Source organism: Pseudactinotalea sp. Z1739 (genome assembly GCF_049725055.1).
Taxonomy (GTDB): Bacteria; Actinomycetota; Actinomycetes; order Actinomycetales; family Beutenbergiaceae; genus CALKWS01.
On the sequence record NZ_JBMPQA010000005.1, the window covers coordinates 64,812 to 90,612 of the forward strand.

Consider the following 25,801-nt stretch of genomic DNA (forward strand, 5'->3'; position numbering starts at 1 on the left):
GCGGCGCCGAACCCTGTCACCGCCAGCAGGTCCCGACAGACGCAATTGACAGGGACGGGGGACCCAACCTTTGGTGCGCGAGCACCTCGGGGTGAAGTCCCACCTGGTTCGCCAGGTAAGACCGGGTGAATCTCCAACCCGAACCCGACAGCTCACCCCGTAGGCGCGTGGAGAAGATTTTGACTCAACGCACAACCGGAGCCCGCCACCGCGCAGCGTGCCGGCCCTCCACCCCCCTGACCGCTTTTGGCACCACAGTGGCCGGCACCACCGGTCGTCGTGCACTGGCCGTAGTTGCTTCCTCCGGACTGGCGCTGACCATGGGCGCATCCACCGCGGCCGCTGCCCCCCAGGTGTCCAACTCCGCTTCCGGCCTCGGTTCGCTGGCCAACGTGGTGCTCGATGGTGACCGCGACTCCGTCAGCACCTCGCCGACCATCTCGGTCGACGCCGACACCGACTGGTCCTTCACCGCGGCCGTGGTGAGTTCCGAGGCCCCGCCACCACCCCCGCCCCCACCGCCCCCGCCGGCGGCGACCACTCAGCGGCCCACCGCGGCCACCGCCCCGGCGGCCCGCACCGGCAACCGCACCGCCGCTCCTGCTCAGGAGGAGACGCAGCAGGCGGAGGAGCCGCAGACGCAGCAGGCCGAGGAGCCGGCGAGCGAATCCACTCAGAGCGCCGCCCCCGCGTCCGGTTCCGGCTCTGCCGTGGTGAACCTGGCCCGCCGGTACACGGGCACCCCGTACGTGTACGGCGGTAGCACTCCGGCCGGGTTCGACTGCTCCGGCTTCACCGCCTACGTGTACGCCCAGTTCGGTGTCTCCCTGCCCCGGTCGTCCTCGGCCCAGCGCAACGCCGGCCGTGTGGTCTCGGCTTCTGAGGCGCGGCCCGGTGACCTGGTCTGGTGGCCCGGACACATAGGCATCTACACCGGCAACGGCCAGCACATCGCGGCCCGCAACCCCAGTTCACCGCTGCACGAGGGCCCGATCTGGAACTCGAGCCCCACGTTCATCCGTGTGATGGGCTGACCGGCACACGCACCACTCACAACGGCTCGTCCCGCATCGGGGCGGGCCGTTGTGCTGTGCGCACCGGTGCGTCGTGTACCTGCGTGCCCGTGCGGAGAGGTGCTGGCACAGGCACCGATGAACAACTCCGATGAGACAGGTATAAGATTTTCCGGCGACATGCCCCGCAACCGTCAGGCTTGTAGCACAATGGTCAAGATCAGCCCAAAAAAGGGGGGTAGACCGGTATGGAACGCGAACCCACGATCCTCGTCGGAGTCGACGGATCGGCCGCCAGCCTGAACGCACTGGACTGGGCGTTGGCCCACGCCGGAAAGTCGGGTTGGAACCTTCACCTGGTGTGTGCCTACGCGCTGCCCACCTTCGCCGCCGGAACCATCGACGGCGGGTATGCCACCCTGGACGACACCGCCATCCGCGACGGCGCGCAAGCGGTCCTGGACGAGGCCCTCACCCGCTGTGAGGGCGTGGGTGTGCAGGTGACCAGCGCCCTGGAGACCGGCGACGCGGCCGGAGTGTTGGTGGACCTGTCCGCCCAGGTGCGCCTCGCCGTCGTCGGCACCCGGGGCCGGTCCGGATTCGCCGAACGGATCCTGGGCACCGTCTCCTCGGCGCTACCGGCCCACTCCCACTGCCCCACCGTGGTGGTGCCGCACCGGGAGGGCGAGGACGACGACGACGCCGGTCTGCCGTTGCCGGTGCGCCGGATCGTGGTGGGCGTGGACGGGTCGGACTCGGCCAAACTCGCCCTGAACGTGGCCATCGACGAGGCCGAACGGTGGGAGGCGGAACTGACCGCCGTGGTCGGTGTGCCGATGGGCGCCGGCGCCGGGCTGCTGGGCTGGCTGCCCTCCGGGGTGGACCGGGAGACCCTGCTGGCCGACGTCAAGACCGGCCTGGACGTGACGGTGGACCGGGCCAGTCAGGGTCGTTCGGTGCAGGTGCGTCGGCACGCCCTGGATGGCACCGGGGCGGCGCTGCTGTCGGAGTTCTCCACCGCGGTGGACCTGGTGGTGGTCGGCTCGCGCGGCCGCGGCGGCTTCACCGGGATGCTGCTGGGCTCCACGTCCCAGACGGTGCTGCATCACTCCCGTTGCCCGGTCATGGTGGTGCCCACCAGCAGCACCGACGATCCCGAGGACCACGCCTTCAACTGGAAGCGGCGCCGGCACTAAGCCACCAACCCGCCATCCCCACGGCGCCCACCCGGCCCCCCAGCGGCCCCCCACGGTGCCCAGGTGGCCACCGTTGCGCCCCCACCCCCACCCCACCCCCAACCCGCCCCGCGGCGGCGAGGGCGAGCGTGAGCGGCGAGGGCGAGCCTTGGGAGACTCGCCTTCGGCTGGGAGGCTCGCCCTCGGTGGCGGCGGCGCCCAGGTGGCCACCGTTGCGCCCCCGCCCCACCCCCCGCGGCGTCCCCAGGTGGCCCCCGCAGCGCCCCCAGGTGGTCCCCGCGGCGGCGAGGGCGAGCGCCCATACGTCCATCCCACCCCAACCCGCCCCGCGGCGGCGAGGGCGAGCGTGAGCGGCGAGGGCGAGCCTTGGGAGACTCGCCTTCGGCTGGGAGGCTCGCCCTCGGCGGTGGGGGTGGCGGCGGGGCGGCTACCGGGCGCTGCGCAGCACCCGGCCCAGGGTGTCCATGAGGCGGTCCAGGTCCGACTCGGTCACCGTCAGCGGCGGGGCGAAGCGGATGGTGTTGTCGTGGGTCTCCTTGGCCAGGATGCCCTCGGCGGCCAGCCGCTCACTGACCTCACGCCCGGACAGAGACACCACGTCCAGGCCCATCCACAAGCCGATCACCCGGGCGTCGGTGGCCAGCCCGTCGGCAACCAGATCCTTGGCCGGGCCCTCCAGCCTCGGACCGAGGTCGCGTGCCCGGGCCTCGAACTCACCCGTGGCCAGCAGTTCCGTCACCGCGATCCCCACCGCACACGCCAACGGGTTGCCGCCGAAGGTGGACCCGTGCGTACCGGCGGTCATCACACCGAGCACATCGGCCCGGCCCACCACCGCAGAGACCGGCACGATTCCACCACCGAGGGCCTTGCCCAGCGTGGTCAGGTCCGCGCGCACGCCGAACAGCTCCTGGGTGAGGGTGGCCCCGGTGCGGCCGAGGCCGGACTGGATCTCATCGAGCACCAGCAGTGTGTTCGTCTCATCGCACGCCGCGCGCACCTGCTCCAGGTAGCCCTCCGGTGGGATGATCACCCCGTTCTCGCCTTGGACCGGCTCCAGCAGCACGGCCACGGTGTCCGGCGTGATCGCCGCGCGCACCGAGGCGGCGTCACCGTAGGGCACGACGACGAAGCCCGGGGTGTAGGGACCGAATCCTTCCCGGGCAGCCGGGTCGGTGGAGGCGGAGATGATCGTGGTGGTGCGGCCGTGGAAGGCGCCGTCGGCCACGATGATCTCGGCCCGGTCGGCCGGCACGCCCTTGGCCTCATACCCCCACTTGCGGGCGGTCTTGATCGCGGTCTCCACCGCCTCGGCGCCGGTGTTCATCGGGAGCAGCATCTCGGTGCCGGTCAACTCCGTGACCGCGCCGGCGAACCGCTCCAGATGCTCATGGCTCACCGCCCTGGAGGTCAGGGTGAGCCGGTCCAACTGGTCCTTGGCGGCCCGGACCAGGTGCGGGTGGCGGTGACCGAAGTTCAGCGCCGAGTACCCGGCCAGGCAGTCCAGGTACTCCCGGCCGCTGGTGTCGGTGACCATCGCGCCCTCGGCGGTGGCCAGCTCCACCTCCAGCGGGTGATAGTTCGGCGCCAGCGGTCCGGGTGCGTTCGTGGTGCGGGGGTTGTTCGTCATCGTGCGACCTCCTCGTCGGTGACTCGCGGGAATCACTGGGCTGCGCCGTCGTCGGCCTCACCCGGGCGCAGGGCGCCCAGGGCGGGTAGTGCGCTCGCGGCTGCGTCGTCGTCGGCCTTGGTTGAACTCCGCAGGATCAGGGTGCAGCACTTGGCGCCGCCACCGCCCTTGAGTAGTTCGGAGGTGTCCACCGCGATCGGTTCCAATCCGCGCTCGCGGGCCTGCGCGGCCAGGTTGGTCGCTCCCGGTGCGTGCACCACGTGGGTACCGTCGCTGACGGCGTTCAGGCCCAGGGCCTGGGCGTCGGCGTCGCCGGCCACGATCGCCTCGGGGAACATGCGCTGCAGCACCCGCTGGGAGCCGGGGGAGAACGCGGGCGGGTAGTAGGCGATCAGGTCATCGCGCAGGATGGTCAGTGCGGTGTCGAGGTGATAGAAGCGCGGGTCCACCAGTTGCAGCGAGATCACCGGGCGGCCGAAGACCTCCTGGGCCTCGGAGTGCGCGGCGGCGGAGGTGCGAAAACCGGTCCCGGCCAGGATGTACCCGTTGGTGCACAGCAGGTCCCCCTCGCCCTCGTTGGTCTCGGCCGCCTCGACGGGGGTGAAACCGGCACGGGCCAACCAGTCCAGGTACGCCGGGGCCTCGCCGGCGCGCTCGTTGTGCCGGAACCTGGCGGAGTAGGCGATGCCGCCGATCACGGTGGCACCGTTGGCGGCGTAGACCATGTCCGGGTACTGCGGCAGCGGGTCGATCACGTCGACGGTGTGCCCCAGGTCCGCATAGGTGCGGCGCAGCGTGTCCCACTGGCTCATCGCGCGGTCGACGTCGGTGGAGACCTTGGCGTTCATCCAGGGGTTGATCTCGTAGGAGACCGTGAAGTGCGTGGGTGGGCACATCAGATAGTGAGCGGGCATCGATGCTCCTTCGGTTCGTGGTCCAAGCCCTGGCCTGGTGGGCCGGTGCCGGATCGCGGGTGCGGCCCCTGGGTGGTGGGCCACACATGTGATTGTCACAGAAACGCATGCGTTCTGTGGGGGCTCCCGGATTACCGGCGGGGCCGGGGTGTGCCCTACGATCGGTGCGCGAGATGCGTCGGCCGGGTTCGCTCCGGCCCGGTGCCGCTCGCCCCCGCCCCCGTAGCTCAGGGGATAGAGCAACCGCCTCCTAAGCGGTAGGTCGCGCGTTCGAATCGCGCCGGGGGCGCCGGTGCCGTTGCCCGTAGGGCGATCGGCTTACGGTGTGGTGACTGTGCAGCGCAGGCCGGGTGCGCGGCCGATCCGGCGGTCGAGGGTGACGATCGTGGTGCCAAGAAGTTCGGCGAGGGCGACGTAACTGGCATCGTAGGTCGTCAGGTTCTTGCGAAGCTGCCAGGCCCTGGGCGTCAGGAGGTCATACGGCCACTGCTCGATGGCCAGGTCGAGAAGGTCGGAATGTGCCTGAGCAGCCTGGTCAGCGGTGATGAGCGCGGCGAGTTCGTGACGGCGGATGATGTTGGCCGCCTCGAACGGGAGCAGGCTGGGAGCGGCGAGGTCTGCTCCGGTGAGAGTGTCGGTGGCCCAGCGCCCATCAGGACCTGCATCCAACAGAACCGCGACCACCGCGGAGGCGTCGCAAACGACGCGGGGACTCATCGCCGGTCGGCGTCGCGAGCGGCGAGGATCGATTCCGCGTCGACTCGGACGCCGGTGGCCTCAACGCGGGAGCGAGCACGAGCGAGAACGTCGTCGACCGCGGGCCGAGTGGCACTCTGGACGAGCATGCCGCGCAGGTACTCCTGCAGGGACATCCCGGCCCGGGCTGCACGCGCCGCCAACTCATCCCGAACCTTGTCCGGCACGTCACGTACCGTAATAGCAACACCCATGCAGCCATTTTAGCATCATCAGCAGCATTCTACAGGCTCCCGTATTCCCGGTTGGGGCCGGGCAGACCGCGTCCGCAGTGCGGACCGTGTCTGGCGTCGTGGTCTCCACGGGTGGCCCAGCGGTGGAACTACACGCCCACTGGCTGCTCACTAGTACCGAGGGAACTCAGATGATCGCCGTCCAGGCGACGCCACCGGTCTCAATCGACGACACACCTGATCCAGGATTAGTGCGACTGCTGAGGTCGGCAAGCTGTGAATCTCGTCAGCAAAGGATGTCGAGTTGATCCGGTGCGGCCAAGACCGACCGCTTTCGCGGTGTAGGCGGCCGCGGCCGGGAGCATGCGCGCCCATCTATTGAGCGACACCGGTAGCCTGGCGGGCAGGGCGGGCGTCGACAGCAGCCCCGCACAAATCGATGGAATCGCCCCGGGGGTGCGGTTGTAGCGTGTCGCCATGGCTGAGCAGCGCGTGGAGTTCTCCGTCCAGGCCGAGCCGCAGGACGCCGCCGGTTGGACCGAGTTGGCCAGGCGCACTGAGGGCCTCGGCATGCGGGCACTGCTGGTCGCTGACCATCCCGGCGCCGGTGCCTCGCCGTTCGTGGCCCTGGCCGCTGCCGCGGCGGTGACCAGCACGTTGCGGTTGGGCAGTTACGTCGTCAACGCCGGGGTGCGCGAGCCCATCCACATCGCCGCCGACGTGGCCACCCTGGACGTGGTCTCGGCCGGGCGCGCCGAGGTAGGCCTCGGAGCCGGGCACACACCGGGGGAGTGGGAGATGATCGGGCGCGCCCGGCCCACCGCCTCCGAACGTGTGCGCCACCTCACCACCACCGCCTCGGCGGTGCGCCGGCTCCTGGACGGGCAGGCGGTACCGGCACAGGATGTTGGCGCGCTCAGCGATCTGCGCCTGGACGAACCCCGGCCGGTGCAGGACCACGTGCCGCTGCTGGTCGGCGGGACCAGCGCGACCATGCTGCGCTGGGCGGGTGGCAACGCCGACGCGGTCGGCCTGACCGGGCTGGGAGCCACACGTCCCGACGGGCACCGGCACGAGGTGGCCTGGTCACCGGAGCAGGTGGACCGGCACGTGGCGCGGGTACGCGAGGGCGCCGACCGCGCCGGGCGTCCGATGCCTGGATTGGAGGCGCTGGTGCAGGTGCTGGCGATCGCCGACGAGCGTCAGGACGTCCTCGCCGGCATCGCCGCCGACCTGGAGACCCCGGCCAACCGGTTCGACGACGTGCCCTACATCCTCGTGGGCACCCGGGAGCAGATCCTCGAACAACTCGAAGCCACCCGGCAGCGCTGGGGGATCACCCGGTTCGTGGTGCGCGCCGGTGCGCTCGAGGCCGCCGCGGACCTGCTGGCCGCGCTCGGGCGCTGAGCACACCCTTTCAGCGCTGAGCACGCCAACCGGGCGAGGCCGGCGCAGGCGCAGGATCAGCGCCCGCCGCCACCGCCTCCACCGCCGCCGCCACCGGCGCCGCCCCCACCGCCGAACCCCGAACCCCCGCTGGAACCGGAGGTGGGCGAGGCAGCGCCGACGAAGGAGTTCATCGACGAGGCGATCGAAGCCACGCTGGGCACCGCTCCGGGATGGAAGCCGACGTACCAACCGGTGTTCACGTGCGCGCGGCCCTGAGCCTGGAGCTCCTCGAAGATCTTCGCCCACCGCTCGGCCACCCCGAACACGATCGCGTAGGGCAGGTACCGGGAGAACACGTCGATGCCCTCCTCGAAGCGGATCTGGTTGGCCTCGGCGGCAGACAGGTACATCTTGAACCCGCGCAACTGCTCATACAACGCCCGGCCGGTGGCGCTGCGCCGGAAGGAGGTGACGAACGTGATCGCGCGCAGCAGGAGCCACAGTCCCAACACGATCAGCAGCATGACCGTCAGACGCACCGCTGAGGGCGGCAGCACGTTGGCGCTGGTGCCGACGACGGCAGTTCCGAGCAGCACCACGGCCGCGGCGATCTGCCAGACCAACGACCGGCCCCGGCGGGTCGGACCGCTCTTCCGCCGTGCCGACGCCGACACCGGCCGGGTGAACAGCCCCTGGGCGTCGATCTGCTCGGCCATCCGGGTGCGCAGTGCGGTGGTGAGTTTGGTCAGTCGGGAACGTTCCTTGCTCAACCGCACCGTCGGCTGCGTCGCGAACAGGTCGATCAGGACCCGGTCCTCGAACTCGGCCAACTCGGAGCGCCGCTGCGCCGCATCGGGCGCCAGGGTCACGTCCCAGTCCTTGGCCCGGCCGCGCCGGTCGGTCTTCGCCTCCCGGATGGTCACGAACCCCCGCACCGCCAGATCCACGATGGTGGCAGCCAGCGCGTGCGCGTCGCTGACCTTGTGCTCGAGCCTGCTGGCCACCGCCGGGGCCAGCCCTTCGGGGGGGTGGAACCGGACCGTCTCGGGCGGATTGCGCTGCAACTGCGCCACCGGGTGGGCATCGAGGGCGTGCGGCGGCGGGAAGGTGCCCGGGGGAATCCCCACGAAATGATCATCGCGGCCCTGGCGGTACCGGCGCACCAGGAGCAACGCATAGGCCAGGACGACCGCCCCCACCGGCACCGGCCAGTACCTGGTCAGGGTGTTCACGATCGGGTCGGTCACCTGCGCGATGCGTTCCTGGCCGGCGGTCAAGCCCACCACGTCCCCCTCGGCCGGGACCAGGATCGGCTCGATGTCGTCGAAGGTGCCGGCCGGAAACGCCACCGCGACCGTCTGCTGCTGCCCGGGCCGGAGCGTCCCGGTGGCGAACGTGGCGGTGCTGCCCGCGGCCTCGGCGGCGCACGGCTGGTCGGAACCGGACGGGCCCTCCCAGCAGCGGTGATCGGTGATGTCCACCGGCCCGGTCACCGTGGTGGTGACCTGGTCGAAGCGGACCTCCCACTCATCGCCGGTGACGTTCCAGAAGAACTCGTCCTGGTCGGGTACCTCGTCGTCGTCGCGGATCGCGTTCAGGGCGCCGGCGATGGTGTACCTGAGTTCGTAAGTCTGCACTCCGGTGCGGGTGTCGTCGGAGCCGTCCGGGGCTCCGATGTCCACCCTCAGGTATGCCCCGCGTTCGCTGATCCAGTGCTCCGCCGGGGCCCCGGAAGGGCTGTGGACGTCGAACTGGTCGTAGCGGTACAGGCGCATCAGGTCGGGATCGTGCGGCCAGGCGAACCGTTGGGCGAGTTCCCGCCGCAGCCCCAGACCGTCACGGTCGCCGAAGTCCCACTCATACGTCTCGGTGACGTGGACCAGCCCCCCGGCGTCGATCATGATCTCCACATCCAAGGCCCGGACGACGTCGTCACGGGCGTCGGCCTGCGCCGGTGCGGCCGTAGCGCTCACCCCGGCGACGGTCAGGACGGCGACGGCCACAGCGAGCAGAGCGGATCTCAGCACAGTCATCCGTGCCACCGTATTGGCCGGCAGGCCCGCCCGACCACCATCCCGGGTGGGCAGGAGTGCCCATGGCGAACTACGTCGTCGTCGGTTGTTGCCTGCCCCTCCGTAGGATCGTGGCGTCCGCAGCAATCCTCGGTGGCCCCGGGGTCGACGTCGAAGTGGAGCAAGGAATGAGCCAGCAGCGCCCGAACGCGATCGCGGGGTATGAGGACTGGGCGGACTATGTGCTCGCCGGCGGCGCTGCGGGAGGCGAGGCACCCACCGGCGGGCTCGCCGAGGTGCTCGCGCCCCCGGCCGCACCCACGCAGCTGCAGGTCACCCACGGCGCGGCGACCAGCGCCGACGGGGTGCGTACCCAGCGCCTGTCCTGGCAACTGGGGTACGGACCGGCCACCGTGGCCTACCTGTGCACACCCGAGGGTGCCGGCGGCCCGCTGCCGGCGATCCTGCTGATGCACTGCCACTCGGGCAACAAGTGGGTCGGCGCCGAACGGCTGGTGGACCTGGGGGAGCAGGACACCCCGGAGTCCCTGGCGCTGCGGGCGCAGATGTACGGCGGGCAGGCGGTGGCGAGCCATCTGGCCAGGCAGGGTTTCGCCGTGCTGGCTCACGACGCGTTCGTGTGGGGCAGCCGCGCCTTCACCCTCGACCCGCGACCGGCCCGAGCCGATTTCCACCTGCAGGGACAGATGGCGCTGTGGCGCGAGCAGGGCGAGGAAGCCACCCCGGAGCGGATCTACAACACCCTCGCGGCCGACCACGAGCACACCGTGGCCAAAGTCGCGCTGATGCTGGGCACCACCTTCGCCGGGATGGTGGCCCACGACGACCTGGCCGCACTGACCGTGCTGGCATCCCTGCCGATGGTCGACGTCGATCGGATCGGCACCATGGGGCTGTCCGGGGGCGGTGGCCGGGCGATGCTGCTCGCCTCGCTCAGCCCACGGATCCGGGCGCACCTGGTGGCCGGGATGATGTTCACGTTCGACTCGCTGCTGCCCGCGCATATCGACGCCCACTCCTGGTTGATGTACTCCCCGGGCATCCTGCGTTACTCGGAGTGGCCGCTGATCCCCACGCACGCCCCCACCCGGCAGTCGATGCACGTGCAGTTCGCCTCCCAGGACGCGTTGTTCTCCCTGGCGGGCATGCGCGCGGCCGATGCGATGCTGCGGGCCGCGGACCCAGCCGCCGTCGAGTACTCCAGCGCCTGGTTCGACGAGCCGCACCGGATGACGCCGCAGATGCAGGACGACGCCGCGGCGTTCTTCACCCGCGCGCTGGGGTAGCGGCGCCTGGGTAGCAACCCCTGGGTAGCGGCCGGCGGCGCGGGACGGCGCCATGCGCGAGCGGGCGGGGCGGCCGCGCCGGGTCCGGCTACTGCAGCGTCAGGCCCCAGCGCACGTAGTGGTCATCGCCGGGCTCCAGGCGCACCAGGTCATCCCCGGTGCGGAAGGCGTCGGCCACACAACTCATCGGCTCGGCGGCCAGACCGGTGCGGCGCGCGGGGCCGGGCAGTTCATCCCCGGTGCACATCTGCCAGCAACCCATGGTCCGGTCCATCCACACCGCCGCGGTGTGCCCGTCGGCCCCGCGCAGACGCAACCAGGACAGGTCCTGGGCGTCGTAGGTGGCGCCGACGAAGGCATCATCGAGCACCGTGTCGCCCAGTTTCCGGGGCTCGCGGAAGTCGAACTCCTCCGGCAGGTCCTGGGTGCCGGTGGGCAGCAACCGGTCGTCGGTGGCGATCCACTTGGTGGCGTCCAACTGCAAGGTGGCCTCATCCAGTCCGCCCTCGCCGGGGGAGAGCCATGGGTGGAACCCGATCCCGTAGGGCGCGGCCGCGCTGCCGATATTTCGGGTGCGCACTTCGATCTCCAACCCGCCCGGTCCCAGGGCGTAGCGGATCGTGGTGGCCAGTTGGAAGGGGTAGCCGGGCGTGGCCGGGGGTTCGATCATCAGGGTGACCGAGGCCGCGCTGTGGTCGATGGTGCGCCAGCGCTTCCAGTTCACCAGGCCGTGCAGGGCGGTGTGGCGGCCGGGTTCGCTGATGTCGAGCTGGTAGTCCACCCCGTCCCAGGTGTAGGCGCCGTCGCGGATGCGGTTGGGCCATGGCACCAGTACCGCGCCGTGGTAGGCGGGCGGCAACTCGTCCTCGGCGAAGGGGACGACGACGTCGCGTCCACCGGTCCGGAAGGCGCGCAGGTGCGCGCCCACCTCGGTGATCACGGCGTACTGGTCGCCGCGCTGCAGTTCGAAGGCGGCGCCGGTGGGCAGGGGGGCTTCGTTGGTAGTGATGGTCACGGCCACACGATACTCACGGCGCGCGAACAGGGCCCGATGGGTCACGGTGCCGCCGTACGGGGTCCCCATCGGCTGCGGTGCCGTCGTACGGGGTCCCCATCGGCGGCGGTGCCGTCGTATCGACACGATCCGGGCAGGGCGTTGCCAGCGCCACGATCGACCTGGCATGATGTGTGGAAGCGTTTACGCAGACACCAATGCCGGTGCTCACTGCCGGCCTCCAGGAGGAACTCGATGGCCGACCAGCCCATTGCCCGCCGTTACGCCGTCGTCGGCACCGGACACCGTTCACAGATGTACATCAACGCGATCCTCGGCGACCACGCGCCGGTCTCGGAGTTGGTGGCCTGGTGCGACGTGAACCCCGGCCGGATCGACTACTACGACGAGGTGGTCCAGGCCGCGGGCGGCCAGGCGCTGCCGCGCTACGCACCGGACCGGCTGGAGCAGATGATCACCGAGCAAGCCGTCGACGTGGCGATCGTGACCTCCCCGGATCACACCCATGCCGACCTGGTCTCCCGCTCCCTGCGCGCCGGTGCCGACGTCGTGGTGGAGAAGCCCCTGACCATCGACGCCGACGGCTGTCGCAGCATCACCACCGCCGTGGCCGACAGCGGAAAGTCGGTGGTGATGACGTTCAACTATCGCTACTCACCGCGAAACTCCAGCCTGAAGGAGGTCATCGCCTCCGGCCGCATCGGCCAGGTCACCTCGGTGCACTTCGAGTGGGCCCTGGACACGATGCACGGCGCGGACTACTTCCGCCGCTGGCACCGCTACAAGGACGCCTCCGGCGGCCTGCTGGTGCACAAGTCCTCCCACCACTTCGATCTGGTCAACTGGTGGCTGGCCGACGTACCGGTGCGTGTGTACGCGCGCGGTGGCCTGAAGTTCTACGGCGACCAGGGCGCCGGCATCGCCCGGGCACCGAGCCCGCGGCCCGAGCGCGGCACCCCGGCGCCGGGCAATGACCCGTGGACGCTGGACCTGCGCGATGACGAACGGCTGCGCCGGCTCTACCTGGACGCCGAGCACCACGACGGGTACCTGCGCGACCGGGATGTGTTCGACGCCGGGATCACCATCGAGGACAACGTGGCGGTGCTGGTGGACTATGCCGGCGGTGCGGTGCTGACGTACTCCCTGAACGCCCACGCGCCCTGGGAGGGCTACCGCGTCACCGTCAACGGCACCAAGGGCCGGGCCGAGTTGGAGGTGGTCGAGCGCGGGTCGGTGGCGATGACCGCCGAGGGCGTGCTGGACCCCAGTGCGCGCGAGGCACAGGACAGCGATGCGCTGCGCCCCAAGGGTGAGCGCCTGGTGGTGCAGGAGCACTGGCAGCGTGCCACCGAGTACCCGATCCCGATGGGGCAGGGCTCCCACGGCGGTGGGGACGCGATCCTGCTCTCCGACGTCTTCCGCGGCCCGGGGGACGATCCGCTCGGCCGCCCGGCGGGCTACACCGACGGCATCCACGCGGTCTCGGTGGGCGTCGCCGGTAACGAGTCCCTGCGTACCGGCGCCCCGGTGGACATCGCCGACCTGCGCCTGAACGGCACATCCTGACCACCCGGTCCGGCGCAGGCAAATGTTTCGGTTCTGCATCAATCGCCGCGGCAGCCACCAGGGGCTGTTGCAGTGGGAAGCCTCGTGTTACGCTCTGCGAAAGCGTTTACGCACAGGATCGACGAAGAGTCAGATCATCGGAGTGGATGGCCGTGGGAGCGGTCTCCACCACCCAGAGCGACAAGGAAGCCGCATGATGGAAATGGTCCCGATCGGCACCGGTTGGTGCCGGAGTGTTTCGGGGGGTGGGTAATGGCTGCTTTAGGTGAGTTGTCGAAGTTGCGGTCGAAGGCGGGGCGGCCTACGCGCTCTCCGTCGGAACGTAATGACGGTAAGGCGGCGGTGTTCTTCCTGGCTCCGTGGTTCGTGGGTCTGGGGTTGATTGTTGCGGGGCCGTTGGTGGCGTCGTTGTATTTGTCGTTCACCGATTATGATTTGTTGTCCGATCCGAATGTGATCGGGCTGGACAACTATGTGCGGATGTTCAACGATCCGCGGTTGATCCAGGCGTTGTTCGTGACGTTCTCGTATGTGTTCATCTCGGTGCCGTTGCAGTTGGGTGCGGCGTTGGGGTTGGCGTTGGTCCTGGATAAGGGGTTGCGCGGGCTGTCGTTGTACCGGTCGGTGTACTACCTGCCCTCGCTGCTGGGGTCCTCGGTGGCGATCGCGATCCTGTGGCGCCAGATCTTCGGCACCAACGGGTTGGTGAACCAGGTGCTGGAGTGGTTCAACGGTGTGCAGCCGTTGATCCAGATCGGCACCCAGGGGTGGGTGTCCCACCCCGATTACGCGTTGGGGACGTTGATGATCTTGAACGTGTGGACGTTCGGGTCCCCGATGATCATCTTCCTGGCCGGGCTGCGTCAGATCCCGGAGATGTATTACGAGGCGGCCAGCATCGATGGGGCCTCCAAGATCCGCCAGTTCCGCTCGATCACGATCCCGATGCTGACCCCGATCATCTTCTTCAACCTGGTGCTGCAGGTGATCAACGCCTTCCAGACCTTCACCCAGGCCTACATCGTCTCCAACGGCACCGGCGGCCCGGTGGACTCCACGTTGTTCTACACCCTGTACCTGTACCAGCAGGGCTTTGCGAACTTGAACATGGGTTATGCCAGCGCGATGGCGTGGTTGCTGTTGATCATCGTCGCGGCGATGACCGCGCTGAACTTCTTCGCCTCGAGGTATTGGGTTTTCTACAATGACTGATTCCACCACCCGCCAGCCCGGCGCCGGGGCCGCTCAGGCCGTGATCGGTCCCGCCGAGCCCACCGAGCGGCCGAGGCCGAACGTGCGCAGGATCCCCCCGGCGGTGCGGATCCGTAAGGTCGGCAAGCACCTGTTGCTGATCGCCTTCGGGGCGTTGATGATCTACCCGCTGTTGTGGATGATCTCCTCTTCTTTCAAGCCCGATGCGTTGATCTTCCGCGAGCCGGGCCTGATCCCGGGGGAGTTCACCACCGACAACTACGTCCACGGGTGGAACGCGCTGTTGCACCCCTTCTCCCACTATCTGCTCAACTCCACCATCGTGGTGGCCGGGGCGGTGCTGGGGAACCTGGCCTCCTGCGCGCTGGCCGCCTACGCCTTCGCCAGGTTGAACTTCAAACTCCGGCCCCTGTGGTTCGCGATCATGCTGATGTCGATCATGCTGCCGATCCACGTCATCATCGTGCCCCAGTACGTGTTGTTCTCCGAGCTGGGCTGGATCAACACCTTCCTGCCCCTGATCGTGCCCAAACTCCTGGCCACCGACGCCTTCTTCGTCTTCCTCATGGTCCAGTTCTTCCGCGGCATCCCCAAGGAACTCGACGAAGCAGCCCGCATCGACGGCGCCGGACACCCCCGAATCTTTTTCCAGATCATGCTGCCCCTGTCCACCCCGGCGCTGGCCACCACCGCGATCTTCACCTTCATCTGGACCTGGAACGACTTCTTCTCCCAGTTGATCTTCCTGACCAGCCCCGACCGCTACACGGTACCCATCGCCCTACGCACCTTCCTGGACTCCACCGGACAATCCTCATGGGGGGCGATGTTCGCCATGTCCATCGTCTCCCTCATCCCCCTATTCATCGTCTTCCTCCTGGGCCAGCGATACCTCGTCCGAGGCATCGCCACCACCGGAATCAAATAGGAAGCACGCCGAATGTGCCACCAACCGGATCTAACGAAAGCGAACTCGATGCAGAGAAAACATTCGCACTGACTGGAAGAAAGTCAGGAATATCGCACCGCAGCACACCGAACAGGAAATTTCACGAATACCCCGAATGCACAGTCATGCCCCGACGGGTAACCGTGCACTAACCGAGACCGGCGGAACGGCGTCACCGCCTCATGACCATGACGCACAACGAAGTGAGAAGTCCCAGGAGGAAGAACAATGAAGAGGACACGAATGGCGCAACCGCGCCTTCTCAAGGTCGCCGCACTCGCGGCCGCCGGGGCATTAGTGCTCAGCGCCTGCGGACAGGCTGACAACCTGGACGATGACGAGCCGGCCGCCGATGGCGAGCCGGTCGAGGAAGTCGACGAGGCCGATGGCGAGGGCGACGCCGAGGAGGTCACCATCAGGTTCTCCTGGTGGGGCTCCGACACCCGGCACCAGATGAACCAGGACCTCATCGACGCCTTCCAGGAGGAGTACCCCCACATCCAGGTCCAGCCGGACTACACCGACTGGGGCGGGTACTGGGACAAACTCGCCACCCAGACCGCCGGCGGTGACACCCCGGACGTGCTCATGCAGGAAGAGCGCTACCTGCGCGAATATGCCTCGCGCGGGGTGCTGGCTGACCTGAACGAGTTCGACATCGACACCTCCCAGATCGAGGACTCCCTGGTGGGCTCGGGAGAGTTCGACGGCGGCCTCTGGGGTATCGGCACCGGCGTGAACGTACGCGCGATGATCGTGGACCCGGAGGTGTTCGAAGAGGCCGGAGTGGACTTCCCCGACGACACCACCTGGACGTGGGAGGACTACGCAGAGATCACCGAGCAGATCTCGGCCAACACCGACGCCGGCACGTTCGGCACCCAGGAGTATGGCTTCATTGAGCCCGACCTGGCCATCTGGCTGCGCCAGCACGGACAGAACCTGTGGAACGAGGACGGCGAGATCGGCTTCGACGCCGAGTTGATGGCCGAACGCTGGCAGATGTCGCTGGACCTGATCGAGTCCGGCGCCGCCCCCTCGGCCAGCGAGTCGCTCGAACTCTCCGCCGGCGGCCCGGAGCAGTCCCTGGTGGCCACCAACAACGGTGCGATCTCGATGTTCTGGACCAACCAACTCGGAACCCTGGCCGGAGCGTCCGGGCGGGACCTGCAGTTGCTGCGCTACCCGGGTGAGTCTCAGTTCGAGCGGACCGGCCTGTTCCTGAAGCCGGCCATGGCCCTGTCCATGTCCGCCACCTCGGAGCACCCCGAGGAAGCGGCACTGTTCCTGGACTGGATGCTCAACAGCGAGGTGGCCGGTGAGATCCTGCTCACCGACCGTGGGCTGCCGGCGAACATGCAGGTTCGCGAGGCGATCCTGGAGGAACTGCCCGAGTCCGAGCAGCAGGCCGCGGACTGGATCGCCGAGATCTCCCCGGACATCGTGGACGCCACCCCGTCCCCGCCGACCGGTGCCGGTGAAGTTGCCAGCCTGCTCGAGCGGCTGAACGAGCAGGTGCTCTTCGGACAAATCAGCCCGGAGGAAGCGGCCGAGGAGTTCATCGCCGAGGCCAGCGAGATCACCGGCGACTGATCCGCCCGGCCCACCGCCGCAGGCACAGTACTCTCCTGCGGCGGTGGGGTTCCGTGCCGCCACCCGCACCAAGCGGGAGGCGACCCCGACCACGCGCTGCCGCGGCCGGTCCATCCGGCCGCGGCAGCGTAACTACAGGTGCCCTGGCGCACCCGAGCAGAGAGGCGCGATGGCCACCATCCACGACGTCGCGAAGCGCGCTGGTGTCTCCATCGCGACCGTCTCCCGGTCCCTGAACGGGCACGGCCGGGTTTCCAGTGAGACCCGGGAGCGGGTCCTGGCGATCGCCGAGTCCCTGGACTTCCGGCCCAACCGCACCGCCCGTGGACTGGTCACCGGCCGACTGGGCAACATCGGGGTGCTGCTGCCGGACGTGGCCAACCCCTTCTACGGCCCCATCCTGGTAGCCATCGCCGACATCGCCCAGGACCGCGACCTGGGGGTGTTCCTGGCCGACTCCCGTGAGGACCCGCGGGCCGAGGAACGACTGTGCCGGCGGTTGCTGGAGCAGGTCGACGGCCTGGTGCTGGTGTCCACGAGGATGCCCTCGACGAAGATTTCGGCGGTGGCGGAGCAACGCGACACCGTGCTGGTGAACCGCCTGGTGGACGGGGTCGACGCCGTGGTCGTCGATGCCGCCGAGGGGATGCGCGCGGCGGTGGAGCACCTGGCCGGGCTGGGCCACCGCAAGGTGTTGTACCTGGACGGCCCGACCGCATCCTGGTCCGGTGCCGCCAAACTAGCCGGCGTGCGCGAGGGCGCGCAGACCACTGGTGTGGAACTGATCCTCGACGGGCCACACCCACCCAGCTACCTCGGCGGGCGGGAAGCGGCCGCGGTGGTCCGCGACTCCGGCGTCAGCGCGGTGCTGGCCTATGACGACCTGATCGCCTGGGGCGTGATCACGCGGCTGCAGCAACTCGGCGTGGACGTGCCCGGGGACGTTTCCGTGGTGGGCTTCGACGACGCGATCGCCGAGGGGATGCTCAATCCGGAACTGACGACGGTGCGCTCCGGCGGGGCCTCGATGGGTGCCACCGCCACCGAGATGCTGCTGCGACGCATGGCGGAACCGGACTACCCTGTGGAACATCAACGACTCTCATGCGAACTGGTGGTGCGTCACTCCACGGCACCGCGGTGAGGTGCCATGACCGCCGTCCTGCAGGGCTTCGCCGTCCTGGGCGCCATCATCGCCCTGGGTGCACTGCTGGCCCACGTGCGGTTGCTGGGCGAGGAGAGCCAGCAGATGCTGGCCAAACTCGCGTTCTTCGTGGCCAGCCCGGCCCTGATGATCACGGTGATGGCCGACGCCGACGTCGCCACCCTGTTCTCCCTCAACCTCGCCGTCACCTCCGCTGCGGTGGTGGTCTCCGGTAGCACCTTCCTGCTCATCTCCCGGTTGTGGTTCAAACGAGCCGTACCCGAGACCGTGATCGGGACGTTGAGTTCGATGTACGTCAACGCCGGGAACCTGGGCCTGCCAATAGCGGCCTACGTGCTGGGTGATGCCTCCCTGGTGGCCCCGGTCCTGCTGCTGCAACTGATCGTGCTGCAGCCGCTGGCGCTGGCGGTGCTGGACCGCTCCACCGCGGCCGCCGGCACCTCCCGCCGGGCGCTGACCGTGCGCACCGTGACCAATCCATTGCTGCTGGGCGCCCTGGTGGGCCTGGCGTTGGCCCTGACCGGCTGGGAGATGCCGATGGTGCTGGCCGAGCCGGTGAATCTGATCGCCGGGATGGCGGTGCCTTCGATGCTGCTGGCCTATGGGGTCTCACTGCGGGTGGGCCCGCGGGCCGGGCGCGGGGTAGGGATGATCGAAGTGGGCACCACGGTGTTCCTCAAACTGATCATCCAGCCGGTCAGCGCCTTCCTGATCGGGTGGGCGGTGGGCCTGGACGAGGCGTCCCTGTTCGCGGTGGTGGTGCTGGCCGCGCTACCGGCGGCCCAGAACGTGTTCGTGCACGCCGTGCGCTACAACCGCGGGGTGGTGCTTGCCCGGGACTCGATCTTCCTGTCCACGGTGCTGTGCCCGGTGGCCCTGCTGGTGATCGCGGGGCTGCTCACCTGATCACCGCCGAATATGCCCCCTGGCGCCCCATCGGCAGTGATCTTCTGCGCAAATACCCGACATCCGGCGGGTTAGCCCCGACTTACTGCTCACAGCGTCTAGCGTGGAAAACGTGATCCCCGTACGTCGTTCCCGAATCGCCGGCGGGCGCTCGCGCTCGCGCAGCGAGCCGGAGGCGCCGCCGCGCGCTGAGCCGATCACCCCGCGGGAGCGGGCCGTGGCCGAGGCGGTGGAGCGCTGGCACACCGGCCTGACCGAACTCAGCGGTGGCAGCGGGCTGTGGGATGTGCGCTCCCTCGGTGATGCACTGGTGGACCTGAGTTCGGCCCACCCCTCCGGCATCGCCCAGCTCTTCGCCGGGCGTCCCACCCGGTTGAGCAACCTGATCCGGGAGGGCTCGGCGCTGGCGCAGGCCCGCCGCCGGATCCGGGTGGTCTCGGCGCGTACCGACGAATTGGCGCAGCGCTACGGCGTGGCCCCCACGTACGTGGCGGTGGGCGTGGCCACCTGGCGCACCAGGATGGGCACCGCCGCCGACACCGCCGTGGCACCATCGGCGCCTTCCCCGGCTTCGGGGAGCACTACGGCAGGTTCTGCCGCTGCCGCGGGGGCTGCGTCGTCGTCCGCGCCCGCCCAGGAGGCGGACCTGACCGCGCCCATGCAGCGCTCCGGCCCCCACGACGTGACCCGTGCCTTCCCCACCGAGAAGATCGCGACCCGGGTGGTGCGCGCCCCGGTGCTGCTGCGCCCGGTGCGCCTGGATGTGCACGGCAGCGAATCCGAGATCGACCTGGCACTCGACCCGGCGGTGGAACTCAACCCGGTGCTGGTGCGGGACCTGCAGGAGCACGGGGTCGCGCTGGATCCGGGCGCGATCGCCGCCGCCACCATGACCCCACACGGGTTCAGCCCGCAGAACGCCTTGGATGAGGTCGCGGCCCTGGGTGGGGCGCTGGAGGAGTTCCAGTTGGAGCGACGGATCGTGCTGGGCGCGTTCGTGCACCCCGGTCAGTCGCTCGCGGAGGACCTCGAGGCCCTGCAGGACCGGCTGCCCCGGCACGACCTGATCGCGGCCCTGGCCGGCGAGCCGGGGGCTCGGGAGAAACTTGCCTCCCAGTCGCTGCCCGAGCCGGTAGGCCCGGACCGCCCGCCCGCGCAGGAACCGGGTGTGGGGGACTTGGACCGTAGCCAGCACCACGTACTCGACGCCGTCGCCAGCGGCGGGCACCTGCTGATCGATGCTCCGCCGGGAGTGGACGTGCCCAGCACGGTGGCCGCGGTGCTCGCCCAGGCCGTGACCGCCGGGCAGAAGGTCGCCTATGTGCCCGGGTCCCGCCGCGCCGCGCACGGGCTGATGGACCGGCTGCGCAGCCTCGGCCTGGCGGACCTGACCCTGGACCTGTGCGGGGACCCCACCTGGCGGCGCAGTTCGGTGCTGCGGGTGGTCGATGGGCTCAACCCGTCCGAACCCGAGATCGATGCGGAGCAACTGGCCGCAGACCGTGCCGAACTGGTGCGGGTACGCCGCACACTCGACGGGTTCGTCGAGGCCCTGCACCAGCGCCGCGAGCCGTGGCAGGCGTCGGTGCACGAGGCGTTGCAGGCCCTGGCGGCGCTGACCTCCCAGCGCCCGGGCCCGCGTACCCAGGTTCGCCTGGACGGACCGGTGGTGACCCTCGATGAGGACGGGCGGGTACGGGCCCGCGAAGCGCTGGCCCGCGCCGCAGCCCTGGGTGCCTTCCGGCTCCGGGCCGCCGACACTCCGTGGTTCGGTGCCGAACTGACCAGCGCCGAGCACGCCCTGACCACGCTGGAGCAGGTGCGCTCGCTCTCGGACCTAATGCCCACCCTGCTGGAGCAGGTCGAGGCCACTTCGGCCCAGACCGGCCTGGACCAGGCCACCACGTTCACCCAGTGGGGTGACCAGTTGCGACTCCTGGAGGGCATCCGGGCCTCCCTGGACATCTTCAACTCCCACGTGTTCGAACGCTCCGCCAAGGACATGGCAGCCGCCACCGCCACCCGGGCATGGCGCGCCGAGCGGAACGTGGACCTGGGGTGGGCGGAGCGGCGCAGGCTGCGCCGCCAGGCCAAGGACCTGGTGCGACCCGGGGTGTCCGTACCGAACCTGCACGAGGAGTTGGTGCAGGTGGAACGACGCAGGGATCAGTGGCGCAAGTTCTGTTCCGGGGGTGCCTGGCCGCACCTGCCCCAGGGGCTGCGGGAGATCACCGACACCCACCGGCGGGTCCAGGGCCTGTTGGAGGACCTCGGCGGCGTGCTCGCCCCCACCGTGGGTGGGCAGGACCTGTCCGAGATCCCGCTGCCCGACCTTGCCCGGCGGATGGAGCGCCTGGGTGCCGACGACGACTCGGTGCGTCAGATGCCCGAACGGGCCGCGGCGCTGTCGGTGCTGAACTCGATGGGCCTTGCCCCGCTGGTGCAGGATCTGACCACCCGGCGCATCCCGACCGCAATGGTGGGCGCCGAGTTCGAACTGGCCTGGTGGTCCAGCGTGCTGGAGGAGATGCTGGCCGCGGACCCGGCACTGTCGGATATGGACGCCGACACCCTCGCGCAGATGACCGCGGAGTTGCGCCGGCTGGACTCGGCGCACATCGACTCGCTGACCGCCCCGGTGCTCTCCGCGCTGCGCCGGCGGGTGCGGGCCGCTATCGAGGCCGATCGGCCCCGCGCCCAGGAGTTCTACCGTGCCGCGCACGGCGGTCTGGCCGACCTGAAGGAGATGCTCGCCCGGTTCGGGGAGGTGGCCTGGGAGCCGCGCCCGGTATGGCTGGTGCCGCCGATGGTGGTGCCCACGGTCCTGGGCCCGGCCGAGCAGGTGGATCTGCTGGTGCTCGACGCCGTGCAGCACCTACCCGCCGAGCACGCCATCTCCGCGATCGCCCGGGCCAAACAGGTGGTGGTGGTCGGGGACACCCGGCGGGCCGGCACCGGGCTGGTGCAGCAGGTTTCGTGGCTGCCCAGGCTCACCCTGTCCGGTGACCTGGTGGACCAGGAGCCGGAGATCGCCGCGTTCCTGGCCGGGCATGGTTACGAGGGTTTGGTGCGCCCGATCCCGGCCCCGCCGCGGCAAGCCCCGATCCGCCTGGAGGTGGTGGACGGCTCCGGGATGCCGACCCCGGACTCCCAGGTGGTCGAGAGTGTGCAGGCCGAGGTGGACCGGGCTGTGGACCAGGTGATCGACCATGCGCTGACGCGCCCGGAGGAATCCCTCGCGGTGATCGCCATGAACACCCGGCACGCCGACCGGGTGCGCGAGGCCGTGCTGAACGCCGCGCAGGGCTCGCGCACGCTGGAGCGCTTCTTCGACACTTCCGCCGCCGAGGCGTTCACCGTGGTGGAGATCGAGGCCGCCGCCGGACTGCGCCGGGACGCGGTGATCCTGAGCCTCGGGTTCGGGAAGACCCCGCATGGGCGGGTGTTGCACCGGTTCGGGGCCGTCTCGGGCCCGGACGGTGCGGCCTACCTGATCGATGCACTGGACGCGGCCCGGCACCGGCTCAGCGTGATCAGTTGCTTCCGGGCTGGTGAGTTGGACCCCGAGCGCCTGCGCAACCCCGGCGGTCAGATGCTGCGCGAGGTGCTGCAGTTCGCCGAGGACGGTGCGGCACCGGCCGGGGAGGAGGACGGCGAGCACGTGGCCGATCCGCTGCTCAGTGACCTGACCGACCGGTTGCGCCGCCGGGGGCTCCGCGTCGTGCCCCGGTACGGCCGGGCCGGTGGGGTGCGGATCCCGCTGGCCGTGGGACACCCGGCGTTGCCGGGTGAACTGGTGCTGGCCGTGCTGACCGACGACGACGAGTACGTGGCCGAGCCGAGCCTGCGGTTGCGGGAACGGCACTGGGTGCAACGGCTGCAGAACCGCGGCTGGCATGTGCGGATGGTCTACTCCCCAGCAGTGTTCATGGACCCGCAGACGGTTGCGGACCAGATCGCCGCGCAGGTCAGCGACATCGTCACCGAGCGTCGCGGCGGCAAGGCGCCCGCAGCGCAGGCGGTGCCGCCCCGCACGGTGGTGGATGACGACGACCCGCTGGTGACCACCAACGCCACCCTCTCGGCGCTGCGCGGTGAGCAGATCGCCGGCGCCCGCGAGATGCCGCTGATGGACGCGGTGGCCCCGATCGCGGGGGAGCGCACCACCCGCCCCAACATCGAGCCCGGCCGCCCGCTGGGTGACTACGGGGACAACGAACTCGACGCGCTTCTGGCCTGGATCGGCTCGGACAACCGGCCCCGCACTGCGGCGCAGTTGCGCACCGAACTGGCGCAGGCGCTGGGGCTACGCCGCCGCGGCAAGCACGCGACCGCGGTGCTGGGTCACGCGGTGGCACGCTCCGGTCTGGCCGTGGCCGAGGGCGAGTTCGAACCTGACTCGGCGACCGGGACCGACAGTGGAACCGAGGCAGGGACCGGGCCCGACGTCGGGACCGAGCCCGATGCTGCACCCCAGGAGTCGAGGGACGAGGGCGGCAAGCACAGCGAGGACAGCAAGCACAGCGAGGACAGCAAGCACCGCGAGGGCAGCAAGGACACCGAGCGGGCTCCGGACGCCGGGAACGATGGAGCGGAGGGTCCGGGGCCCGACGACGACGTACCGCCTGGCGGCAGCGGCTCCGGTACGGCGGTCGGCGCCACCTCGGGTACGGCGGCCGGCGACGACTCCCCGCAGGGAACCCTCGACCTGGGCCCGCAACCCACCCGGCGGGCCGACCTGCGGCGCGCCCCTGGCCGGCGGAGGCGCTCAACGCGCCGCAACGGCTCCAGTGAGCCTCAGGCCGAGGCCGGCGCCGACGGTGAGGTGACCGGGAGCGCTCGCTCCGCGCCGGCCAAGCGTCCCGACCGGCCCGTATGGTCGCCGGTGATGCCGGACCGGGCCCGCGAGGACGATCCCCAGTCGTGGGGTGAGCGGAGCGAGGACGACGACGAGCGCATCCTCACCGAACGCCCACCGCACTGGCAGTGAGACCTCGGTAGTGAGACCTCGGTAGTGAGGCATCCGCAGTGAAATCGTAGCCGGAGCCGGAACGTTCCCGGCTCCGGCCGCTGCCGACTTCAGACGGTGGGGCCGGTCGGGCCTCCGGGGTCTCTCGGGCCGGGGGCGCCGGCCCCCGCGGCACCCGGCGTGCTCTGGGCGGCGAGGGAGTCGCGGATCTCGCGCAGCAGCAGAATCTGCTCCTCGACCTCTTCCTCCGCGCCCGCCTGGCGACGCTCGTTGAACTTGTTCATCGGTGTCACCACGACGAAGTACAGCGCCAGTGCCACCAGCAGGAAGTTGATCAGCGCGGTGATCACGGTGCCGGGCATCACCAGCGCGTCGCCGATATGGAAGGACAGGACGGTGTCGAAATTCGGCTCCCCGACCAGCCCGGCGATCAGGGGGTTGAGCACGTTGTCGACGACGTTGGTCACCACGAGGGTGAATGCGGCGCCGACGACCACACCGACGGCAAGGTCGATAGCGTTACCGCGGGCGATGAAGTCTTTGAATCCCTGGAACATCTCTGGTCCTTTCCCGAACCTCCCCGAGCCCGTACCCGACGAGAGGGCGCAGAACGCGTCGAGCCGCTCGCACCTGCAAGCACAATAGCGCGCCGCCGATCCGCGTAGCCCGCAATGTCCTTGTGTGTCGCGACCGGAAATATTACTCTCCAATCACAACCAGTTGTCGTATGCAATCAGAGGAGGTGCGATGGGCGCTCTCATCGCCTGGAACGTGGTGTCCGCGGATGGACTCTTCGAAGGGGTCGACCCGTGGGACTTGAACCACCACCAGTACATCTGGGGTGCGGACCTGCGCCGGCTCAGCCTGGACATCGGGCGGGAGGCCGGCCTCCTGGTGTTCGGCCGGAAGACCTACGAGGGCATGGCCGCACATTGGCCCACCGATACCAGTGAGCCCGAGATCGCCGATTACATGAACTCCATCGCCAAACTCGTGGCTAGCCGCACCCTCACCGAGGCGTCCTGGCAGAACACCGAGGTAACCGCAAACATCGTCGATGAACTGCGGCGCCGCAAGGGCGCGGACGACCGGCCGATCTACGTGTTCGGCAGCGCCATCCTCACCCATTCCCTCCTCGAAGCAGGTCTGGTGGACGAGGTGCTGCTCGGCATCGCTCCGGTGCTCCTTGGCGCCGGGACCCCACTGTTCAAGGGTGCGTCCGGCCCGCGCGGGCTGACGCTCATCGAGTCGCGCGCCGTCGACACCGGTGGGGTGCTCATTCGCTACGGCGTGCCACGTGGACCTGAGGAAGACGAAGCCCCAGCGGGGTAGAACCGGGGCCCCGACGCCGCTGGGGAGCGGGGTGCGCCCTGGTGAGGTGGTGCTACTCGGGCGTGCCGTGCCGGAGCACGGCCCGGAACGGGGCGAACCCGCTGGCGCCGGTCAACGCAATCGCGTCACCGGCACGGACCGCGAGGATCACCACGTCACCAGTGCTCGGCGGGGCAAGCGTCCCGAACGGCCCCGCATCGTCCACAGCCGTCTCGGGCAGACTCAGGATCACCGCGCCCTGGGTGATCAGATCGGCTTCCTCGCGCTGCCCACCGGTGTCCGCCGGGGCGAGGTAGAGGTCCACCAGATCCCCGGGGCGGGCCAGGCTCAGCACCGCGGAGTCGGCCAACCGCACCGGTGCAACCACGGTGCCAGGGGGAGCCCCGTCCGCCAGGCCCGGACCCACCAGCATCGTGGTGGCCAGCGGCATCCCGGCCGGCAATCCCACGGACATCCGCAGGCCGATCAAGTCCTCGGCAGCGGGCTGATGGGCAGGCGGGTCGGGGTCGTGGCGCACACGCAGGTCGTCGGCGCCGAGCACGGTGCCGGTGCTGAGGTCATGAGCGGCCACCACCACCGGTGTGGTGACCGGGCCGGGCGGGCGCACCTGGAGCACCACCACCGTGATCGCCGTGCCCACACACGCCGCCGCGATCAGCCAGCGCATCCGCCACAAGACGGCCCTGGTCCGTACCTTCATC

Annotated in this window: 20 protein-coding genes, 1 tRNA gene and 1 riboswitch; of the genes, 13 read left to right on the top strand and 8 right to left on the bottom strand. The window is 69.8% G+C overall.

The features are described from left to right. Positions 1-10 precede the first annotated feature (10 nt). Positions 11-180: riboswitch (cyclic di-AMP (ydaO/yuaA leader) on the top strand. Both ACO0LV_RS08055 and ACO0LV_RS08060 read left to right on the top strand, forming a co-directional pair. Continuing rightward, on the top strand, positions 180-1,034 hold the full coding sequence (locus ACO0LV_RS08055) for a C40 family peptidase (protein WP_424787371.1): 855 nt from the start codon (positions 180-182) through the stop codon (positions 1,032-1,034). (Overlaps the previous riboswitch by 1 nt.) A 227-nt stretch (positions 1,035-1,261) precedes the next feature. Beyond that, a complete protein-coding gene (locus tag ACO0LV_RS08060; protein ID WP_424787372.1) occupies positions 1,262-2,209 on the top strand; it encodes a universal stress protein in 948 nt (315 codons plus the stop codon). Positions 2,210-2,636: 427 nt separating this feature from the next. Here ACO0LV_RS08060 and rocD read toward each other — a convergent pair whose 3' ends face one another. Continuing rightward, entirely contained in the window at positions 2,637-3,839 is a 1,203-nt protein-coding gene (gene rocD / locus ACO0LV_RS08065; RefSeq protein WP_424787373.1) for an ornithine--oxo-acid transaminase, read from the bottom strand. Between the two features lie 32 nt (positions 3,840-3,871). Then, positions 3,872-4,753, bottom strand: coding sequence for a dimethylargininase (ddaH, locus tag ACO0LV_RS08070; RefSeq protein WP_424787374.1), 882 nt, complete (start codon positions 4,751-4,753; stop codon positions 3,872-3,874). A 216-nt stretch (positions 4,754-4,969) separates the two neighbouring features. Here ddaH and ACO0LV_RS08075 point away from each other — a divergent pair. After that, positions 4,970-5,042 (top strand) — tRNA-Arg (locus ACO0LV_RS08075). Positions 5,043-5,071: 29 nt separating this feature from the next. Here ACO0LV_RS08075 and ACO0LV_RS08080 read toward each other — a convergent pair. Next, complete coding sequence (locus tag ACO0LV_RS08080; protein ID WP_424787375.1) at positions 5,072-5,470, bottom strand: type II toxin-antitoxin system VapC family toxin; 399 nt, start codon at positions 5,468-5,470, stop codon at positions 5,072-5,074. Continuing rightward, positions 5,467-5,703 carry a FitA-like ribbon-helix-helix domain-containing protein gene (locus ACO0LV_RS08085; protein WP_424787376.1) on the bottom strand — a complete coding sequence of 79 codons (237 nt, stop codon included), beginning with the start codon at positions 5,701-5,703 and terminating at the stop codon, positions 5,467-5,469. Before ACO0LV_RS08085 ends, ACO0LV_RS08080 begins: the two co-directional genes overlap by 4 nt. A 456-nt stretch (positions 5,704-6,159) precedes the next feature. Between ACO0LV_RS08085 and ACO0LV_RS08090 the strand changes: the two genes are divergently transcribed. After that, a complete protein-coding gene (locus tag ACO0LV_RS08090) occupies positions 6,160-7,089 on the top strand; it encodes an LLM class flavin-dependent oxidoreductase (RefSeq protein WP_424787377.1) in 930 nt (309 codons plus the stop codon). A 56-nt stretch (positions 7,090-7,145) separates the two neighbouring features. Here the strand turns inward: ACO0LV_RS08090 and ACO0LV_RS08095 are convergent, their stop codons facing one another. Beyond that, entirely contained in the window at positions 7,146-9,104 is a 1,959-nt protein-coding gene (locus ACO0LV_RS08095) for a DUF2207 domain-containing protein (protein ID WP_424787378.1), read from the bottom strand. 167 nt (positions 9,105-9,271) lie between these two features. Between ACO0LV_RS08095 and ACO0LV_RS08100 the strand changes: the two genes are divergently transcribed. Then, entirely contained in the window at positions 9,272-10,390 is a 1,119-nt protein-coding gene (locus ACO0LV_RS08100) for an acetylxylan esterase (RefSeq protein ID WP_424787379.1), read from the top strand. Positions 10,391-10,478: 88 nt separating this feature from the next. On the opposite strand, the gene ACO0LV_RS08105 is transcribed toward ACO0LV_RS08100, so the two are convergent. Continuing rightward, a complete protein-coding gene (locus tag ACO0LV_RS08105) occupies positions 10,479-11,405 on the bottom strand; it encodes an aldose 1-epimerase family protein (protein ID WP_424787380.1) in 927 nt (308 codons plus the stop codon). Positions 11,406-11,639: 234 nt separating this feature from the next. Between ACO0LV_RS08105 and ACO0LV_RS08110 the strand changes: the two genes are divergently transcribed. The 7 genes from ACO0LV_RS08110 to ACO0LV_RS08140 all read left to right on the top strand — a co-directional run bounded on the left by ACO0LV_RS08110 (position 11,640) and on the right by ACO0LV_RS08140 (position 23,789). Further along, a complete protein-coding gene (locus ACO0LV_RS08110) occupies positions 11,640-12,974 on the top strand; it encodes a Gfo/Idh/MocA family protein (RefSeq protein ID WP_424787381.1) in 1,335 nt (444 codons plus the stop codon). A 252-nt stretch (positions 12,975-13,226) separates the two neighbouring features. Further along, positions 13,227-14,186: a carbohydrate ABC transporter permease gene (locus ACO0LV_RS08115; RefSeq protein ID WP_424787382.1), complete on the top strand. Its 960-nt coding sequence runs from the start codon at positions 13,227-13,229 to the stop codon at positions 14,184-14,186. After that, positions 14,179-15,114 carry a carbohydrate ABC transporter permease gene (locus ACO0LV_RS08120; protein WP_424787383.1) on the top strand — a complete coding sequence of 312 codons (936 nt, stop codon included), beginning with the start codon at positions 14,179-14,181 and terminating at the stop codon, positions 15,112-15,114. Before ACO0LV_RS08115 ends, ACO0LV_RS08120 begins: the two co-directional genes overlap by 8 nt. Positions 15,115-15,378: 264 nt before the next feature. Then, positions 15,379-16,728 carry an ABC transporter substrate-binding protein gene (locus tag ACO0LV_RS08125; RefSeq protein ID WP_424787384.1) on the top strand — a complete coding sequence of 450 codons (1,350 nt, stop codon included), beginning with the start codon at positions 15,379-15,381 and terminating at the stop codon, positions 16,726-16,728. Between the two features lie 169 nt (positions 16,729-16,897). Further along, positions 16,898-17,872 carry a LacI family DNA-binding transcriptional regulator gene (locus tag ACO0LV_RS08130; RefSeq protein WP_424787385.1) on the top strand — a complete coding sequence of 325 codons (975 nt, stop codon included), beginning with the start codon at positions 16,898-16,900 and terminating at the stop codon, positions 17,870-17,872. 6 nt (positions 17,873-17,878) lie between these two features. Next, positions 17,879-18,799 (top strand): AEC family transporter, encoded by a 921-nt coding sequence (locus tag ACO0LV_RS08135; protein ID WP_424787386.1) that lies wholly within the window; start codon positions 17,879-17,881, stop codon positions 18,797-18,799. Positions 18,800-18,911: 112 nt separating this feature from the next. Continuing rightward, positions 18,912-23,789 (top strand): hypothetical protein, encoded by a 4,878-nt coding sequence (locus ACO0LV_RS08140; RefSeq protein WP_424787387.1) that lies wholly within the window; start codon positions 18,912-18,914, stop codon positions 23,787-23,789. A gap of 89 nt (positions 23,790-23,878) precedes the next feature. On the opposite strand, the gene mscL is transcribed toward ACO0LV_RS08140, so the two are convergent. Further along, on the bottom strand, positions 23,879-24,325 hold the full coding sequence (mscL, locus tag ACO0LV_RS08145) for a large conductance mechanosensitive channel protein MscL (protein ID WP_424787388.1): 447 nt from the start codon (positions 24,323-24,325) through the stop codon (positions 23,879-23,881). Between the two features lie 190 nt (positions 24,326-24,515). Here mscL and ACO0LV_RS08150 point away from each other — a divergent pair, with 190 nt between their 5' ends. Beyond that, positions 24,516-25,100, top strand: a complete 585-nt coding sequence (locus ACO0LV_RS08150) for a dihydrofolate reductase family protein (protein WP_424787389.1) — start codon at positions 24,516-24,518, stop codon at positions 25,098-25,100. A gap of 52 nt (positions 25,101-25,152) precedes the next feature. Here ACO0LV_RS08150 and ACO0LV_RS08155 read toward each other — a convergent pair whose 3' ends face one another. After that, on the bottom strand, positions 25,153-25,800 hold the full coding sequence (locus ACO0LV_RS08155; RefSeq protein WP_424787390.1) for an SAF domain-containing protein: 648 nt from the start codon (positions 25,798-25,800) through the stop codon (positions 25,153-25,155). Between the last annotated feature and the right edge of the window lies 1 nt (position 25,801).

Coding starts and splice junctions, on each gene's coding strand:
- rocD (WP_424787373.1), bottom strand. CDS start 3,839: ATGACGAACAACCCCCGCACCACGAACGCACCCGGACCGCTGGCGCCG.
- ACO0LV_RS08115 (WP_424787382.1), top strand. CDS start 13,227: ATGGCTGCTTTAGGTGAGTTGTCGAAGTTGCGGTCGAAGGCGGGGCGG.
- ACO0LV_RS08085 (WP_424787376.1), bottom strand. CDS start 5,703: ATGGGTGTTGCTATTACGGTACGTGACGTGCCGGACAAGGTTCGGGAT.
- ACO0LV_RS08125 (WP_424787384.1), top strand. CDS start 15,379: ATGGCGCAACCGCGCCTTCTCAAGGTCGCCGCACTCGCGGCCGCCGGG.
- ddaH (WP_424787374.1), bottom strand. CDS start 4,753: ATGCCCGCTCACTATCTGATGTGCCCACCCACGCACTTCACGGTCTCC.
- ACO0LV_RS08060 (WP_424787372.1), top strand. CDS start 1,262: ATGGAACGCGAACCCACGATCCTCGTCGGAGTCGACGGATCGGCCGCC.
- ACO0LV_RS08155 (WP_424787390.1), bottom strand. CDS start 25,800: ATGAAGGTACGGACCAGGGCCGTCTTGTGGCGGATGCGCTGGCTGATC.
- ACO0LV_RS08090 (WP_424787377.1), top strand. CDS start 6,160: ATGGCTGAGCAGCGCGTGGAGTTCTCCGTCCAGGCCGAGCCGCAGGAC.
- ACO0LV_RS08080 (WP_424787375.1), bottom strand. CDS start 5,470: ATGAGTCCCCGCGTCGTTTGCGACGCCTCCGCGGTGGTCGCGGTTCTG.
- ACO0LV_RS08120 (WP_424787383.1), top strand. CDS start 14,179: ATGACTGATTCCACCACCCGCCAGCCCGGCGCCGGGGCCGCTCAGGCC.
- ACO0LV_RS08110 (WP_424787381.1), top strand. CDS start 11,640: ATGGCCGACCAGCCCATTGCCCGCCGTTACGCCGTCGTCGGCACCGGA.
- ACO0LV_RS08150 (WP_424787389.1), top strand. CDS start 24,516: ATGGGCGCTCTCATCGCCTGGAACGTGGTGTCCGCGGATGGACTCTTC.
- ACO0LV_RS08135 (WP_424787386.1), top strand. CDS start 17,879: ATGACCGCCGTCCTGCAGGGCTTCGCCGTCCTGGGCGCCATCATCGCC.
- ACO0LV_RS08130 (WP_424787385.1), top strand. CDS start 16,898: ATGGCCACCATCCACGACGTCGCGAAGCGCGCTGGTGTCTCCATCGCG.
- ACO0LV_RS08100 (WP_424787379.1), top strand. CDS start 9,272: ATGAGCCAGCAGCGCCCGAACGCGATCGCGGGGTATGAGGACTGGGCG.
- ACO0LV_RS08095 (WP_424787378.1), bottom strand. CDS start 9,104: ATGACTGTGCTGAGATCCGCTCTGCTCGCTGTGGCCGTCGCCGTCCTG.
- mscL (WP_424787388.1), bottom strand. CDS start 24,325: ATGTTCCAGGGATTCAAAGACTTCATCGCCCGCGGTAACGCTATCGAC.